The following is a 17,664-nucleotide window of genomic DNA, read 5'->3' on the forward strand; positions in this document are numbered from 1 at the left end:
TCGACACACAGGGAGGGGTGAGATGAAACTGTTTCGCACACTTGTAGCCGTGCTAGTCGTTTGCATTCTTTTGTGGTGCAACGCGGTCATCGCTGAGACCGTCACGTTGGAGGAGTCGGCTTCGAGCGGCAACGTGTGGCAGGTGAACAGTACGGTCAACGTTCGTGGCGTCCTCAAGACACCCCAACAGGGCGGCGAGTTGCGAGCAATGCCCTTGAAAGTGGACGCAACGTTCCGCTATCGGGAACGACGACTTCCCGGTGCAGGTCGCGATGCGCAAACCCTCCGGTCGCTGCGGGAATACGAGTCGGCGACCGCTGCAATTGAAGTCGATCGAGATAAAAGCTCGTCCAAGTTGCAAGATACCAATAAGTTGGTGGTGGCCCATGGACGTCGTGAGGGAATTCAGTTTTATCGCCCGTCCGGAACGATGACCGTCAGTGAGTTGGAACTGCTGCACACTCCCGGTGATTCGCTCGCGATTCTCGGACTGCTGCCACCGAAGGCGGTTGAAGTTGGAGATTCCTGGACCCCAGAGACGTGGGTCCCGCAGATGCTCACCGCGACGGAAGCACTGCTCAAAGCCGACCTGAAATGCCGATTGGAGTCTGCCGAGAACGATCGAGCCGAGATTTCCTTTCAAGGCGAAGTCGAAGGCGCGTTGGAAGGGACAACAACGAAACTTCGACTTTCAGGCGCTCTGACGTTCGACATGCGACAGAACTATGTTCGGCATGTGGAATTGACTCAGACGGAACAACGTAGCGTCGGGCCCGTTTCTCCCGGGATGGATGTAACGGCCAGCGTCACGTTGGACCGCTCTCCCGCACCGAGTAACGGTCGACTCACCCAACGCCAGACCGACGCGACTCCGCTGGAGCCGACAGCCGAAATGTTGGCTCTCAAACTTCAACTTGGAAATGGCACCACCGTCCAACATAGTCGAGACTGGCGTGTCTTTCACCAAAGCGGACGCAATGCGATTCTACGGTGGGTCAAGGAAGGAAGTTTGATTGCCCAAGCGAATCTGACGACACTTCCCAACGCTGCGCCAGGTGAGCATTTGCCGATTGCCCAGTTCGAAGCCAACATCAAGAAGGGGCTTGGCGATTCGGACCGGTTCACGTCATCGGAACGTGTCACAAAATTCAAGCGATTCGTGCACCGTATCGAAGTGACCGGTCGCACGCGGGAACTTGACATGGTCCATCGTTATTACCTCGTCGCGGATGAGTCCGGTCGGCAAGGAATCTGGGGAGTTTCCTTCGAGAAGGAACTGCAACCACAGTTCGGTGACGCTGACGAAAAACTGATCGAGCAGACCACGTTCGTCGACCAAACCGTCACCCCCGCAAGTGCCAACGAATGACCGAACTTGCGCGGCTATTGCATCAGCCACCAACCGATAATGGCTAACACAGCGATCGCACCACCGATCCAGACAAACCGCGATGGTGCTTTTCCACCGTTTTGAACTTCATTCGATCTCTCAACGGATGCAGTCGGGGTGTAGTTGTCTGATCGTTCGTCCGTGGAGGCGGTACCGTTAGAAAACTCGTTGTACGATTCCGCTGCAACGTGATAGGTGGGATCGAGTTTCGCCAGCACGTCGCCAACGGTCTTCGCTTCGTTCCAGAACTCAGAATTCAACGGTTCGGAAAGCGGAGCGACAGAACAGCCACTCCAGTATTCCTTCGCTGTGATCCCTAACGTCAACAAAATCCAGAGCGACCTCAGCGATTCTCGATCCGCAGCAAGACGTTCGGTTGCGTCCGGGATTGACGCCATTTGCAAGAACGGTTGATCGGGATTCAGCCACAGGCGACCGTCGTCATCGAGTATCCACTGGCTCTCGTGCAGTTCGCCGTTGACGAAGCCGGCATCGCGAGCCTCTTGAAGATACCGTGCCGCTTGCGAGACACACTCGATCGCAGCTTCGGCAGGAAACGGCCCGCTTTCCGACACGATCGAAGTGAGTGTCTCACCGCCAGTCGCATCACGACATAGGCACAGAAACTCTCCCATCTGCTCAACCGCTAGGACCGGAGTTTGCGACGGGTGTGCGAACTTTTGACGAGCCGCGTGTTCCTCCTCAGTCCCCAAGAAGGGACGCTCCGACTTCGGAAAGACCATGCGAACGGTCATCTCATGTCCATTCTCGAAGTGTTGTCCAAGGAAAGTCACGCCTTTGGTGTCGGTCTCAGCTGTCGACAGAATTTGGCACGGACCGATTTGAATCCCACGACCGTTGCCACCATTGGTGTGCGATGGCGAGCCGTTTCGCTCTGGCGATCGGACTTGGAGTTCGTCACGCAATACAGCGATCTGCTCCGGCGTTTGCGTCGCCGAAGACTCCAAAGTCTTGAGGAATTCATCGATTGTCATAGCCATCATCGAACGCCAAATCATACCCCAGCGGCTACACGCTTGATCAAATTGCAAGAAATCGTGGGGTCGTCTATGCGGTTGCGAGTGACATAACTCAAAAATCAACAACATTCAGTATAACGCGACCTCAAACTTGGTCGCATCAATGTTTCTTTGAGAAACCACAAATTTTTCAGCAGTCAACGCAGATAAATTCCGAGATGTGCAGTTGCATTCAGTATATCGTCTCTGCCAAAGCGATAATCCGAGCGAACTCTCGCGAACTAGACAGATCTTATGGAAAACTCTCAGCCGACTCACAGAAAGCAATTCGTCGTCCGCTGCTGAAAAGCTGTGAACGCAATGATGGCGTGATCGAATCGACGACGTAGGAATCACTCGGATCGAACGCGTCCGAAGGATCGATTGGCGGCTGGCACGAAGACGATTTGATCTTCGCGGGCCAGTAACCGTTCGACTTCTTCCGGTTTACCGATGGCGAACATGCCGAGGTCTTCCACCAATTCCTCGGGCAAATGGCTGAGCAAATACACGTTGGCCCAATCCAGTGCGGTTGCGAGTTGAGTCGCTGCGTCACGATCGCTAGGGTTCATGTGACGCAATTTCGGCAGGATATCGGATGGTTCATCGTGTGATTGCAGCAACTCGACACCGGAATCAGGCAGCTGATCGTGACTGGTCAGCAAGATGACTTTGCCATCGCGTCCGACGAGTTTCTGAGCCATCGAAAGCGCTGATCCTAGGGCACGCCAGGGGTCTGCACTCTCGTTTCCGATCGAAGCAACGACCGTTTCGACACGGTACTCGAGTTCGATCCGAAAGTATTGATCCAGCCGACTACGCCCTTGTCGCATTACGGAATCGATCGCGCCGGCTAGAACTTCGCTGACTCCTCCTGCAATGGATGGCACAACTTGAACGGTGAACAACGTCCCGAGCAACCATCCGATTTCGTCGACCAACTGACGCAGCGGACGTTCGTCATCCGGGCGGAGTTCCTGATGCCCTTGCCCCTGCGATTTCTTCGTGGCTTCGGCTGTCGACATTCCCGGATAAAACACGCTGTTGGTGCCGCGATACCCCAGCAAGGGATCGAAGCCGAGCAAACCGATCGAGACAACCGTGTCGGCGTGAACCAATTCGGGCGCGAGATAAATTCTTTCCCCCGCTGCAGTCGAGGCGAGATAGGCGCAGTCGTCCTTAGGCCCTGGAACATGACGCTTCCACTGGATGCGGTCGCGAACTTCCTCCGGGAGTTGCGCACGCGGATCGTTCGCCGTCTCTGGGGAACCCGCAATGGATGGCGTTTCAAGAATCAAGACGTTTTCCGGCTGGATTCCCGCGGCTCGTAGACACTCCCAGCACGCTGCGACCAACGCCGCTGCATGCGGAGTTTCCGTGTCCAATGCCAATACAACATGGTCGTCAGGAATGACCGATTGCATCAGCGGTGGAAAGTCCAACGGTTGTTGCAAGGCAGCCAATGCCGAGGCGGTGACGTCGTCCAATGGCTGCGGAGTTGGCATGGCAGCGACGATGCGATCGGTCTCGATTTGAAATCGAATCGGCGATTCCGCACCATAATCGAGAACGATCGTTTGCATTTCGGTCGTGGACAAGGAGAATTCCGGAGCTGAGGATTCGCGTTCTGGGAAAGTTTCCTTATATTAGGGATGGCGTTTCGCGGGTCAATACTCGCAAGACTTTGCCAACCGACAGACTTGCGTGTCCGTCCTCCATTTCGGCTACTCAGATATCAATGACAACCGATAACCTTTCCCGAACATTGACCGATGACGAGTTGATGTTGCTCGTGCAGGCGGGAGAGGACCGCGCGTTCGAAAGACTTGTGGAACGACATCAGGGACCGTTGTGGGGGTTCTTCTTTCGTAACGTCCGTGATGCTCAGTTAGCCGAGGATTTGACGCAGGAGACGCTGCTCAAACTTTACAATCAAGCGTGGGATTATCTCCCTCGCGGAAAGTTTCGCGGATGGATGTACCGCATCGGTCGGAACTTGATGATCGACAACGTGCGGAAACAGTCGCACGATGCATTAGTCAAAGCCGTTCGCGGACGTAGCCAGGACGACGACGATGGAATGGCTCGATTGGCGGCCGAACTCATTCCACCCGAGACCAAGGCGTCGCAGCGTGAGTTACGCGATTTGGTCGATAGCTTGCTCGATGGTTTGCCCGAGGAACAACGTTTTACATTCACATTGTTCGTTTACGCAGGGCTAAGTTTGCCGGAAGTGGCCGAAATCATGGACACCTCGATTCCGACCACGAAAAGCCGTCTGCGATTGGCCCGTGAAAAACTTCAGGAAAAACTCAAAACCTATGGCGTCAGCCTAGCGGAAGCCGACTAAACCCAAGAAAAACGTGAATTCGTCAATATCAACCGAATCTCGAAGAACATAATGGAAATGGCTCGCCTGTTCTCGCTGGCGAGCCTTGTTGAGGAAACGTTTCGATGAGTTATTTCAATCGGCTCACAGATATCGTGACATGTAATCTGACCGAGATGCTGCGTCGTGAGGACGATCCGCAGTCGGCGTTGTCTCGGATTATCGAGGAAATGGAAGAAGGGCTCGGTGGCGCTCGGCGGAGTGTGGCGACTGCGTCACGGAACGTGGAACGCCTACGGTCGGAAATCGATGAACATCAAAGTCGAGTCGCCGAATGGATCGAAAAAGCCAAGAAAGAACTCGAAGCTGGTAATGAAGACGCTGCCCGGGCGGCTTTGGCTCGCAAGCAGGAAGTCTCGGACCTAATCGCCGGGTTGGAGCAGCAACTGACGGCAGCCGAAAGCACTCAGTCGCATCTCTCCACGACTCTGCGAGCATTGGAAGCGCGTCTGACCGAAGCTCATCGAACTCGTACGCAATATGAGTCGGACTCTGATGTCTCGCCGGCTCCTCCGACGACCGAAGAACCGCCACCACAACCAAGCGATACGGAACGGGCCAACCAAGTCGAAGCCGAACTTGCGGAACTCAAACGTATGCTCGGAAATTCGTGACGACTTCTCTCGCCTTTTCGGGGCTCATACCAAACGCATGTCGGCGTCTGATTCTTCCACCAATCCAGACTCATTGACGAACCGCGTTCGAAACGTGTGGGAATCCGGCTGGACAGATACAAACTGGCAACTGTTTCGATCAGCGCCAGACGAAAATTCCAAGTCCATCCGCATGCGATTGTGGGACAGTCTCCAATCGCATATGCCCACATGGATCGACCGATGCGAGAAACGGTTTCGTAGTGATTCTGCGATGCCAGATGCACAAACGATTGAACGAATCGCGGCAGCCGGGCGGCATTTACTGATTATCCGCCAGCTACAAAAGCGGATCGCAACCGCTGAAGATACGGAGACGCTCCGATCGATTCTCTGGAACAATCTGGAACCGCAGGTTTCGCGAATTGCGACGGGCTTCCAACGCACAGCCGCCAAACGCGGACTGGACAGCGACGATCTGATCCACGAAGCCGCTATTCACCTGCAAGTCGTGGTATCCAAGTTCGATACTGAACATCCTCGCCGGGCGGCATTTGCGACTTGGTTTGATGATGTCGTCACGAACTTGTTCGCATCGCTGGTTCGCCCGCGCAAGAGTGATGTCTTTCACCGTGGACAAGGCAACATCGAGGAAGGGCCCTCAGAACCTGGAACCGAAACGGATATCGCCCGGCAATCGCAAGCAGCACGTGTGGCCGGCGCCATCCGAGAAATCGAAGATTTCCTAACAGAGTCCGTCCGGACCGGGGAATTTCGGTTCGAGCAGGTGTTGGCCTTCCGATTGTACTTATTCGAAAGCCTGACATATCAGGAGGTTGCAACCGCTTTGGACAAAGCAGGTTACGGCTACGGCACAACGCAAATCTTCAATTTTGTGAAGGAAATTCGCTCACGAATCGTAGAACACTTCGATGGGGACCCATTTTCCTGAACACGATGCGACGGACAAGAATTGAGAATCGTACGCGTCGCAAGGGAATCATGGTCGGACGGTTTTCGCCCAACCTTCAGAAAAACTTAGAAACGTGTGTCATGCTTCACCGAGGACAACTATGAGCGATGGCTTCCGCAACTCCCCAGCCCCTCGTCAACGGGCGGACGGATGGTTCGAGCATCTTCGTCAAGCATGTCGAGACATCCCACTCGAACCGGATTCCCAGCAAGTCAGCGATGTTTCCAGTGAAACGATGTTGGCATTCTATCGTGGGGAACTCTCCGAGGAACAACGTCGGGAGTTGGAAGCCAATGCCCTGGCATCGCCGATTTGTTTTCGCAAGTTGGCTCAGGTAGGGGCCTGCGTAGCGGGTGAGCCTGTTGATCAGCATTTTGAGACGATGCCGAAGTCGGAATATTGGGGCGCTTGGGAACTTCCTGCTGCAAGATCGTTTTCGAGTTGGGTGGCGGCATTGGAGTTGCCGCAGATCGCAGTCCGCATCGAGGCCGATCGCCCGTTAGAGATACGTCGGGTCATGATTAACGGCGTCCAACAAGTTCGAGTGGATCGACTGGGCGAGGACGTCGGCAGTTTGGTTGTCTTTGAGTATGGCGAAGCGGAGATGGTGAAGAGTTTCGCTGTGTGTCGAAGGGCGTCGACATCCGGTTCGGCCGCGATAACGGCAGTTCCGACGAACGTGCCGGCAGATCGTCCACTGCAGTGTACGGTTCGTCATGTCGCACCACAGGACCTGCAGAAGAGTGATGCCGAGACCCTGTGGCAGTCGTTTCAAATGGCTGCTCGAATCGACCCCGCGTCCGTTTCACCGATTGACGCCCCACGTTCGCCTTGGGTAATGTGGGTCGATTCCGTGCTCATCATCGCGGAACAACAACCGGATTGTGTGACAACGGTGATTCGGGAAATCGTCGCGCGAATCAGCTCCGAGCTTGGCTGATTGTTGCCTTCGCCGCTCGGGAACCGCACAATCGGAGGTGTCCGCAGGCAAACCAGGAACTTTCGGGGATGACGAAGCGTCTTGGTGTTGATGCAGGACTCACGACTCGTGGATCGGTAGAGAGGATCGATAGGATGAGGCAACGCACAATCTGGCTGGCGATCTTCTTAGTGGCGACATGTATCGACGATGGAGTCTCACAAGTTCAGGTTGCAGCCCGGATTATTCAACCGCGACAGTCACAAAACGCGGGACCAGAAAGCACGTTGCCTCTGGTCGATCGAGAACTTGGCCGGGCGATTCGTCAAGCAAATCAGTTGATCGAAGCCAAACGGTTCGTCGAGGCGGCTGAATTCTTGCAGATGATTCTCGATTTCCCGGAGGATGGCTTCGTTTCGGTAGACGATTCCGAGTCGCGATTTCGCAGCCTTAAGGGTGAAGCAGAACGCATCATTGAGGAAATGCCCGAAGATGGGCAGAACGCGTATCGGCTACAGTTTGAGCCGAAAGCCGCTGCAGCGTTGGCGGCCGCACGGGCTAGCGGGAAATGGTCGGATGTGGTGGACGTCATCCGGCGATACTCTCATACACGTTCCGGTCAAGATGCGATTTACGAACTCGGCTCGCGGATGTTTGATCGAGGAAACTTCCTGGCGGCGGCTCACAGTTTCGAACGTCTTCGAAAACGGTCCACCGCGATCGAACGCGAGCCCATGCTTTCATTGCGATGTGCCCTCAGTTGGAAACTCGGGGGTCGAGAGTCCGAAGCGAAAGCTGTACTGGATGATTTAACCAAGTCCGGGCTCGATTCCACGGTGGAGTTAGCGGGTGGGGAAGTCAAATTGGCCGTCGACCGGCAAACGATAACGACTTGGCTCGACAAAGTGGTCGCACTGCAAGCTGATGTGCATTCGAACGGAGTGACCGAATGGACAAGCCACGCGGGCGGCATCCGTCGGAACGCCGTCGTGTCAGCAAAAAGTGATCGTCAAGCCCCGACGTGGGTCGCCATTCCGACCGACGTCCCTGAGCGAACGGACTCGGAAATCTCCTTCGATCAGAAAATCCATAGTATGGTGGCGTTGACCGCGAAGAGTCAGCGTTCGCGACAGTCCTCAATCCAAATCCGAGAACCGCTGATCGTTGGAGACCTAGTCTTAGTACGGACATCCGGTGATGTCACAGCGTTAGACCGTACGACCGGAGAGTTTCGTTGGCGGGGGATGCGGGATTTGTTTATTGACCGACTACTCCCGAGCATCGGCGGCGGCAATTCGAAGTCTGAGGCATTACTAAAGTCCCGCGTGGTCGATCACGTTTGGACGGATGCGACCTACGGACGCATGAGTACCGATGGCCGCCGCGTTTTCTGTGTCGAGTTGCCGGATCATTTTCCGGGACCAAACCAACACGAGCGACAACCGGTTCCCACTTCAAATTTGTTGTTAGCGTTGGGAATCGATGATGTCGAAGGCCCTTGTGTGTGGCGTGTTGGTGGCGAACGGAACGTCGGTCCGTTCGAACAACCGCTGGCTGGCCATTTCTTCCTTGGCCCACCCACACCGGTCGGCGGAGAGTTGTTTTGTTTGGCGGATGCAGACAACGAAACCCGGCTGTTGGTGCTGGACCCGTCAAACGGTGAAGTCGTTTGGTCGCAGGGGTTGGCAGTTGTTGGTGCTTACGATCGCGAGTGGCGATGGAACGCTGGTTTGGTCGTTGCAGCAGCGGATGGTGTCGTCGTGTGCCCGACCGGAGTAGGAACTTTCATTGCGGTTGATCTCACAACACGTTCGTTGCTATGGGCTTATTCGATCCAAACACAGCAGCCGAACATCCAATTCCAAGGTCGACGAATTGTACCGAACCTCCCGGCAAGCCAATCGTGGTTCGATGAAAACCCGGTGATCGTCGACGGACGAGTACTGCTCAAATCGCATCAGACGAATCAACTTCACTGCGTCGATCTACGAACCGGCAAGTTGCTGTGGTCGAACGTGGTCAATCTGCGACGTTATATTGTCGGGGTGGCTGACGAAACAGTCGTTGTTGCCAACGATTTTGACATCTCGGCCTACTCCCTCAAGGACGGCAAACTGAAATGGTCGGAACAGACTGGGCTGTCACATTCGACCGGACGTGGCGTCATTGTGAACGACCGTGTGCTGATCCCCCGATGGGCTGAGCTTGTCCATCTGAGTCTGAAGACCGGGAAAATTCTCGAGCGTGAAACCTTTCCCGACGAACCTGCACTTGGGTCACTCGCAGTTGCAGGCAGTGCCCTGATTGTCCAGGGATTGAACCATGTCTACTCGCGTTCGGTGTTCAGCGATTGAGTGGCCGTTTCGCCGGTCGTGGGTTCTCGTGACGTTAACCATTCGAGCAGGTTTCCAGCGGAATCACCGGATTCCGCGTACTTGCCAAGTTGGTAGATGTGTTCGCGGTAATTAAGCACATCGAGCAACGCCAACGTTTGAATTCCACGCAATGCGATCAGTTGTTCAAGCACACGACTAGGGTGTAACAAGATCTCGCCAAGAATCTTCTCGCCTTGCATAACGGAATCGTCGCCCACCTGCGCCCACGTTTTTAACGCGTCTCGGGATCCCCATAGATTGCCGGCAATCGCATGCCAGGCGGCACGCTTCGCACGTTTGTCCAATTGGCCGTGTTCGGCCCAATATTGCTGGAACAGTTTTCGCCATCGCAGTTTCGTGAACCAACCGGGGGCAGGTCGGAGTGGTTCGCTGGCCGCTTTTAGCGAAACATCTTGCAAGATTCGAAACGCTGACAGATGTCGGCGAACGCTCTTCAAGTCCGACAAATACGCGACCGCTGCCACACGCTGATGTTCACGCGTTTCAAACACGTTCCTTGGCAAACCACGCTGGATGGCAACTCGCTCGAGGAGACCGTCTGCGAGCAGCGAATCCAGGCGGTCCATGTCCGCCGCGGCACGCTCGCGTTCAGTCTCCACGATTCGACGCAAATCGGGATCAGGGTGCAAGAAGTCTAAATCGATATCCACATCCGCCGGCAACGGAGGCGATGGCAAACCGGGCAGTGGCACCCCAAGATACTCGGGATCGATCCGGCTTCGCAGTCGGATTCCCGCATTGACCGCCGGTCCTCGAATGCGTTCGATCTTACGGATCGCAGTCAGAAACTGAGCCTGAGCCGCATCCCCGGCATCATGACGTTCAGACGGTTTGCGAATCTGCTGAACCGATCGTCCCATCCATTTCAGAAACGCCCAAGCCCCGTGCAAGAAGAGACCGAACAAAAACACCGGTAGTAAAATTAACCGACCACCGGACAGCCACGAGCCGTACAACGAATACAAATTGACGACCCGCTGTTCCTTCGGCCGATTGTGCATCGGATAGGTGCCAAAGATTCGTCGAATGAGGAAACTTCGGTCGCGTTCCAAACGCTTGAGGACCGGTTCACCAAACATGACAGCCACTTCCTGATCTCGCTGCGGATCAAAATCGAGAAAGTGTAACGCTGTAAACGCATTGGTGACGTAGGTCTCTTCGACGTGACGTTCGTCAGTATCGTTCGTGTTGAGACTATCCTTGGTCTCCCCCGACAGCCACTGTTTGTAGCGCTCACGATTTGCCGCCGTCACCAACGGCAATTCTTCCAACGGAACAGCATTCTGATTGTAGTCGACGAGTAAACTTGCAACCGAATGCGCGACAGATCGGGAGATAAAATTGAACCACAGATACGGGCCACCGAGCAACGACTTTTGTCGCATTAAATCGAGTTTTTGCAGCGCTCGGGCCTCCCGGCCATTCATGCGACCGGAAAGACTGAGGAACTGACGAACAGCGGGATTTCCCAGAAGTTGGCTGGTCGATCTGGTGTCGTTGTCGGTGAAAATCGCCCCGTCGAGCCAATCCCGGTACAGCAGCAATGTGGTGTCCATGCCGCGGACAAATGGATCATTAGCCGAACCCAAATGGGCTTCGACCAACGATCGGTGGATGCGTTGAAGAGTGATGTCTAAATGCGATTCTCGGTCAGCTTGACCGTTCTTAGGATCGTCGAGCCACTCGTATCGCAAGACGCGATCGTAAAGCACCTGAGCATCGCGACGGAGATACCGACTCCGAATGATTTCCGTGAGTGCCAGGAACTGAGCCTGTGCGGAACGCTCGTAAAACTCCGTCGCTTCCTGCGCGACGCGTTTCATCCAGAAACCGAACAGGAAGATCAAAAACGACACCGCCCCAAGCACGATCACGACCGGCCCGACGTAGCGGTTCAGGAATTTCTCAACCGGCGCCAGGGTATGCAAGGATGCCCAGTTGATCAGCCCGAGCGTCAGCAAATACAGACTGCCGAAGATCGCCAACCGATAAACGGGCTTTGCGGACCCTTTCACCAACATGCCACCCACGCGATCGACAAACTGTGACGGCGTTACCGTGCCATACAAATCAGCAAACCAAAACCAGGTGTTGTGAAAGCGTTTGAAAAGTCGGCCCGCGCGACGACCGGTGGCTGCGGTGATCTCCGCGTTCGTCATCCCCGGCGTGAGACGTGGCACAATCGATGAGATGATCGGCAACCACCGCAGTGGTGCCCAGGAAACGACTCGGACAATTCTAGCTGCTTGCCGCACGAGCGTGTCGCCCAGCACAACTTCCGCGGTTTCGGGGGTGACGACGACAAGCTGATCGATCAACGTTTCCGCAGCGATCTCTCGGGCTTGCGGGCGTTTCCGCAGTCCAAGTTTCGTCGACCGCTGGACCGCTTGATCGAGCAACTCTTCGAGAATCCTTAAGCGAGCACATGCGATGCGGTCACGCTCCACGGGACTTGCAGTCCGCATTAGTTGCTTCCAACACTGGCGAATCTCCGCCCGCAACCGCCGGGTACCGGCTCGAAACTGCGGTACTGCGTCTCTCGATCGTGTCAATTCCTCGCGTGTCGGATACAAAATCACATTCTGATTGAGCACATGCCCATATTGTCGAGCGAGCCTGTCTAATGCACGAGACAAAAGTCCGAACGCCCGGAAATAACGAGCGAATTTGGCCAACCGCACGACTTTGATCGCCATACCACCGATCTCGACGGCCCGCCCCGCCTGAGTTGGTGGCATCGCGACCATTAGAAGTCCGATGGGAATCGAGGGCACGAAATCAATTAAGAAGTGGCGAAAGAACCACGACCAGCGACCGGGTACCAACGAGAGTTTGACGAAAAACTCGGTCAGAAAGAATGTGCATGCCACACCGTCGACAATTAGTAGCCAGCGACGGGTATTCGGGGATACGTCGGCGAACACTTCAAACAAAATGAGTGCGACGACTAACGTGATCAGGAACAAAATCAAACGTTCGAAGCTGCGAACGAAACGAGCACCAAAGATGCGATCCAATCGGCCTTGCAAGATTTTTTCTTGTCGTTCGACTCGGAGTTGACGACGCTTCCGCTTGAGTCGTCGTCGCCACGAACCGCGTTTCTTCTCGACGTGTTTGAGGTGCCACGCCAAATCGTCGGCCATGACCGTGAGTTGTCCGGCTGCACGTGCGGCCGGTTCTTGTTCCACGGCCGTCATCGTCATGTCGGCCCGGTCGATCAACTCGCGAGTCCACTGTGCCCGCTGATCTTCGGTCGCCGGTTCCGCTCTGAGCGATTCCTGAAACGACGCCCGCAAGGAATTTCGGATAGCAGCGAACATCTCCGAGTGATCGGCGTCGGCATCCAAATGGGAGCGTGCTTCTAACTCGAGGGCCGTTGTCTCGATCAACGACTCAAAATTTTCGTGCGGATGACTGCTTTCCAGACTTGGCGTAAGCTGTTCCCACCATCGACCGGCCGATTGCTCAACGTATTCCGACAAAATTCGGTCGGCTTCCGTCACACATTGGCAAAGCTGCAGTCGAACGCACGAGGACCGAATTCGCTGGATATCCGCCAGTAAAGCGGCAGACTCGTCGGCACGGTGATCTTCCGAAGGTAGAAACGCAAGCGTTTGGAGATCGTTCTCGACTTCCTTGAGTTCTTCGATGATCCTGCTGAGCGTTTCTTCATCGTCAGGATCGATCTGACGGATAACACGGACACGTTCCTCCAATCCGAGGACCATCGCTTGTACGGCGGTCGATTCCAACCCCTGCAGATTGGCAGCGGTGGTCGGCGAATTGGACTGGGATCGGGACGACAAATCGGCCATTGGCGGTTGTGGGTTGTCCGTTGTCAGATGGTGGGGCACGGAAGCGTTCGTATCGTCCCCCGCATGCCGAATTCATGCAAGACCACTCGAACATCTACTGCTAAGAACGCTCCACGCAGCCGTTCGGATCTTGGATTGACGAATGTCAGCGGAACGAAGGCAGGGGCATTGCTACTGTCTTCGAACTCACCAATGACAACGGACTATCCACAACCCCAGAACTAAGGCGTCGCCAATTCTTCGGCCGGATGCTGAGGATGAATTGGGGGTTGGCCACTGGTGTCGGCCTTATTCAATGCATTCAGAAACGCCTTTGCACTGGCTTCGATCGTGTCCGTGCTGATCGCTTTGCCGTGGAAGTGTCGACCGTGAATCGAGATTTCCACCAACACTTCTGCCAGTGCATCTTTTCCCCCAGAGACACTACGGACCTGGTAGTCTTCGAGACGGGCAGACAATCCCGTAATTCGCTCAGTCGCTTTGAAGACCGCGTGAATCGGACCGTCTCCAATTCCGGCATCGCAGTAGACGTCGCCGTTTTGGTCTTGAAGTTTGACGGTCGCCGTGGGGACCGTACCAGAACCGGCGAGCGTATGGACGCTGATGATTGTCCAACGTTGTGGCTGCGCACCGAGACGGTTCTCGACCAACGCGACAATGTCGGAATCGAAGACTTCCTTCTTCTTGTCAGCCAACGCAATGAAATCATCGAACACCTTCTGCAAGGTTTCGTCATCGAGTTCATGCCCTAACGCCTTCACGCGATCACGAAACGCATGGCGTCCACTGTGTTTGCCGAGCACAAGATTCGTGCCGACGTATCCGACATCTTCGGGCCGAATGATTTCGTAGGTCGACCGCTCCTGCAACACCCCGTGCTGGTGAATCCCCGCTTCATGTGCAAAGGCGTTTTGACCGACAATCGCCTTATTTCGCTGGGTTTTCATCCCGGTGATCGACGACACGAGGTGGCTAATCGGACACAACTTTTTCGAATTGATTCGCGTGTCGACGCCGTAATAGTCCGTTCGCGTGCGGAGCGCCATCACGATTTCCTCAAGCGCTGCATTGCCGGCGCGTTCTCCGAGTCCGTTGATGGTGCATTCGACTTGCCGAGCACCCGCTTCCACAGCGGCCAAACTATTCGCGACGGCCAAACCCAAATCATTGTGACAGTGCGTGCTGAGGGTTACCCCGCCAATGTTCGGCACACGCTCGCGGAGTTGTTTGAAGACGTTCCCGTATTGGGCCGGCATCGCGTAGCCTACGGTATCGGGAATGTTGATCGTCGTCGCCCCGGCTTCAATCGCTCGCTCGACAACTTCACAGAGGAAATCCAATTCAGTGCGGGCGGCGTCTTCCGGCGAGAATTCGATGTCGTCGCAATAATTCTTAGCCCGGGTGACCATTTCGACGGCCGTGCGAACGATGGTTTCTTTATCCATCTTCAATTTGTGCTCGCGATGGATCGCGCTGGTGGCGAGAAACACATGGATCCGACGTCTTTCGGCATGTTGAACCGCCCGCCAAGCGGCATCGATGTCTGCTTCCCGACAGCGAGCCAACGCACAGATCGTCGCGCGATTGCCAAATTCATGAGCGATCTTTTCGACCGCTTCGAAGTCCCCAGGTGAAGCGATCGGGAACCCCGCTTCGATCACGTCGACGCCCAACTCGACCAGCGATTTTGCCACTTCAAGTTTTTCAGCCGTGTTCATGCTGCACCCCGGCGATTGTTCTCCATCGCGGAGTGTGGTGTCGAAGATGGTCAAATGGTCGGCTGGCGTCTGCTGGGGAGACATGGTTGGTTGTTCCTTTTTCCTTCCGGGGGGTAACTCAACGGAGTTGTAATGATACGAAAAAAAGCCCTGAGACTATAAAGTCTCAGGGCTTTTGATTCGCGTGGAATTGCGACTGCGCCAACGAACGGCGGACCCTAAGACTCTCCTTCAAGTAGAAGGTTGAGTAGGTTTAGGGATAGGAGAAATTCGTTGCGCATTTTTGCCGCTTTGTTGAAGATGTGAAAAGGGTAACCGTACCAGTTTCGTTCGTCAAGTGCCTTTTTCCGGTGCGTCGAGCGGTTTTGTCAATCTGTATCCATGCCGTAACTCTCTCGATCATCCTCGTCTGAGGATTCCGTGCTGAAAAACTATGCAACTCCGTGTGAAAACTATGCGTGTCTGTCACGCGGCCTCTTTAGCAGGCGTGTTGTATGTTGATATTTGATAAAGGGTTACGAACTGATTTTTTCATCATTTTTCGACGCTGGAACGGCAGTTGCATTTTACTTCGCCGACAACTTGAGTCTTTTTCACTTCCATTATGAAGGTTGGTTTTTATGAAGGTCTCATCTCGGCGAGGATTCACGCTGATTGAGTTACTAGTGGTGATTGCGATTATTGCGATCTTAATCGCACTGCTACTTCCCGCTGTGCAACAGGCCCGAGAAGCAGCCCGGCGAACGGAGTGCAAAAACAATCTCAAGCAACTTGGATTGGCGTTACACAACTATCACGACACCAACAAAAAGTTTCCTCACGGCACGCGGGCTCCATTGGGGGCTCCGAACTGGCGTGTCTGTATCTTGCCGTTTATGGAACAGACCGCATTGTACGGCCAACTCGATCTGTCGAATGAGTCGAACATCGGCGGATTCTCAAGTCAACGGACGAACAGCACGTCCTACGGGTACGGATCGGCCGAGAATTCGATTCTCGCAGGGTTGAAACTGCCCGGTTGGGGTTGCCCGTCCAGCACGAATCCGCTCAACGATACCTCCACGTCGCCGCTGATGAACAACGTTTTGGCTGGTCTGACACCGCATTATGTCGGTATCGCCGGAGCCACGCCTGACCCAGGCGGCAACGCGAGCGAATGCTATGGACCGTTCAGTTACGGCGGGATCTGGTGTGGAAATGGGATGTTGTTCCCCAACGGTTGGATGGCAATGCGCGATGCCCTCGACGGCACGACGAACACGATTATCGTGGGTGAGCAATCGGGGCGAGTCGGGACTGGTGTGGTCAGTGCAAACTACCATGGCGGCTGGGCCGGGTTTACCACCGGTGGTATTCCTTCCACTTGGTCCAGCGGAAGCCCATGGGGAGCGGGAACAACGACAATTCGCTATCCGATCAACTCCGACACGACAATCTGTGCCAGCGGTTCCGGTTGCGATAGCACCTACGATGCCAACACGGTTCTCAACTCGCAGCACCCAGGCGGAACCCAAGTCCTGATGACGGATGGCTCGGTCCGCTTTATTACCGAATCCATCGATATGGATACGTTCCGACGACTCGGGGCTCGTGCTGATGGTCAAGTGATTAGCGAATTCTAGGCTCGGTCCCGTATCCGATTCGACCGAACAACATTCCAGAATTGAAGTTTCAGAAACAAAAACCATGCTCGAGACGCAGCGAATTGCAAAGGACACGAACTTGTTCAGATCACGTCACCGGCGACTTTCGGTGCGTTTCGCGTATGTCATGATGTCAATCTGTGGACTTTCCTTGGTCAGCGGTTGCGGTGGTAGTGAAGGGCCAACCGGGAAGGTCACAGGGAATGTTGTGAATAACAACAAACCGATGCCCCCGATCGTGGTCACACTCTATGATTCCCAACTTGTTCCGGCAGGAACGGCTTCTGTTTCTTCCGATGGGAAATTCGAATTCGAGATGCCCGTCCCTTTCGGTACATACACAGCGACGTTGATGCCGGTCAGTGAAGTTGCGGCTGGCGACGAAGATCCAGGACTGGCACAAGCAGCTGCCACGATTCCGCAACAACTTCGTGACCCTTCGGCAAGTCCGTTCAAAGTCACCATCGACGAAGAAGAAGAAACCGTGGAATTGAAGTTGCAATAGGTTGGCAACCCGATATCCCGGTCCTAGAACCGGGTTTGACTCAAAATTCGAATTTTGAGTATATTCCGCGCAATCGTCAAAATCACTCCAGTCGTCACCTCCAGCCAACCGATACTCTGATTCAGTACGGTCTCATTTCACTTCAATTCATTATGGTTCGGGTTTCTGTTCGCTGCCAATTCCGTTCATGGAAGTCATTGGCGATCTCAAGCGAACAGTACTGACTGAAACCCAATGCCATTCCACTTCATTTGGATGAGGGTCCCCCTGACATGCGCCGGGCGTACTTTCTCGCGATCGCCAT

At 54.8% G+C, this 17,664-nt stretch carries 12 protein-coding genes; 8 read left to right on the forward strand and 4 right to left on the reverse strand.

The features are described from left to right. The first annotated feature begins 22 nt into the window (after positions 1 to 22). On the forward strand, positions 23 to 1,369 hold the full coding sequence (locus AC5DDB_RS04985; protein WP_491738583.1) for a hypothetical protein: 1,347 nt from the start codon (positions 23 to 25) through the stop codon (positions 1,367 to 1,369). A 14-nt stretch (positions 1,370 to 1,383) separates the two neighbouring features. On the opposite strand, the gene AC5DDB_RS04990 is transcribed toward AC5DDB_RS04985, so the two are convergent. Then, a complete protein-coding gene (locus AC5DDB_RS04990; RefSeq protein WP_491738584.1) occupies positions 1,384 to 2,385 on the reverse strand; it encodes a hypothetical protein in 1,002 nt (333 codons plus the stop codon). A 377-nt stretch (positions 2,386 to 2,762) separates the two neighbouring features. Then, on the reverse strand, positions 2,763 to 4,007 hold the full coding sequence (locus tag AC5DDB_RS04995; RefSeq protein ID WP_491738585.1) for a lactate racemase domain-containing protein: 1,245 nt from the start codon (positions 4,005 to 4,007) through the stop codon (positions 2,763 to 2,765). Positions 4,008 to 4,147: 140 nt separating this feature from the next. Here AC5DDB_RS04995 and AC5DDB_RS05000 point away from each other — a divergent pair, with 140 nt between their 5' ends. From AC5DDB_RS05000 to AC5DDB_RS05020, 5 genes are all read left to right on the forward strand, one after another. Then, positions 4,148 to 4,759, forward strand: coding sequence for a sigma-70 family RNA polymerase sigma factor (locus AC5DDB_RS05000; RefSeq protein WP_491738586.1), 612 nt, complete (start codon positions 4,148 to 4,150; stop codon positions 4,757 to 4,759). 104 nt (positions 4,760 to 4,863) lie between these two features. After that, complete coding sequence (locus AC5DDB_RS05005) at positions 4,864 to 5,412, forward strand: PspA/IM30 family protein (RefSeq protein ID WP_491738587.1); 549 nt, start codon at positions 4,864 to 4,866, stop codon at positions 5,410 to 5,412. 253 nt (positions 5,413 to 5,665) lie between these two features. Continuing rightward, the gene (locus AC5DDB_RS05010; protein WP_491738588.1) at positions 5,666 to 6,343 is read left to right on the forward strand and encodes an RNA polymerase sigma factor; all 678 of its coding nucleotides are present in this window, start codon (positions 5,666 to 5,668) and stop codon (positions 6,341 to 6,343) included. Between the two features lie 121 nt (positions 6,344 to 6,464). Beyond that, the gene (locus AC5DDB_RS05015) at positions 6,465 to 7,304 is read left to right on the forward strand and encodes a hypothetical protein (protein WP_491738589.1); all 840 of its coding nucleotides are present in this window, start codon (positions 6,465 to 6,467) and stop codon (positions 7,302 to 7,304) included. Positions 7,305 to 7,438: 134 nt separating this feature from the next. Further along, positions 7,439 to 9,637, forward strand: a complete 2,199-nt coding sequence (locus AC5DDB_RS05020) for an outer membrane protein assembly factor BamB family protein (RefSeq protein WP_491738590.1) — start codon at positions 7,439 to 7,441, stop codon at positions 9,635 to 9,637. Here AC5DDB_RS05020 and AC5DDB_RS05025 read toward each other — a convergent pair. Beyond that, a complete protein-coding gene (locus AC5DDB_RS05025) occupies positions 9,610 to 13,533 on the reverse strand; it encodes a hypothetical protein (RefSeq protein ID WP_491738591.1) in 3,924 nt (1,307 codons plus the stop codon). The genes AC5DDB_RS05020 and AC5DDB_RS05025 overlap by 28 nt on opposite strands. Before the next feature lie 182 nt (positions 13,534 to 13,715). Beyond that, a complete protein-coding gene (locus tag AC5DDB_RS05030; RefSeq protein ID WP_491738592.1) occupies positions 13,716 to 15,296 on the reverse strand; it encodes a 2-isopropylmalate synthase in 1,581 nt (526 codons plus the stop codon). A gap of 536 nt (positions 15,297 to 15,832) precedes the next feature. Between AC5DDB_RS05030 and AC5DDB_RS05035 the strand changes: the two genes are divergently transcribed. Both AC5DDB_RS05035 and AC5DDB_RS05040 read left to right on the forward strand, forming a co-directional pair. Next, positions 15,833 to 16,834, forward strand: a complete 1,002-nt coding sequence (locus AC5DDB_RS05035; protein ID WP_491738593.1) for a DUF1559 domain-containing protein — start codon at positions 15,833 to 15,835, stop codon at positions 16,832 to 16,834. 148 nt (positions 16,835 to 16,982) lie between these two features. Further along, positions 16,983 to 17,360 (forward strand): hypothetical protein, encoded by a 378-nt coding sequence (locus AC5DDB_RS05040; RefSeq protein ID WP_491738594.1) that lies wholly within the window; start codon positions 16,983 to 16,985, stop codon positions 17,358 to 17,360. Positions 17,361 to 17,664: the final 304 nt, after the last annotated feature.

The sequence above is a fragment of the Thalassoroseus sp. genome (genome assembly GCF_984380535.1).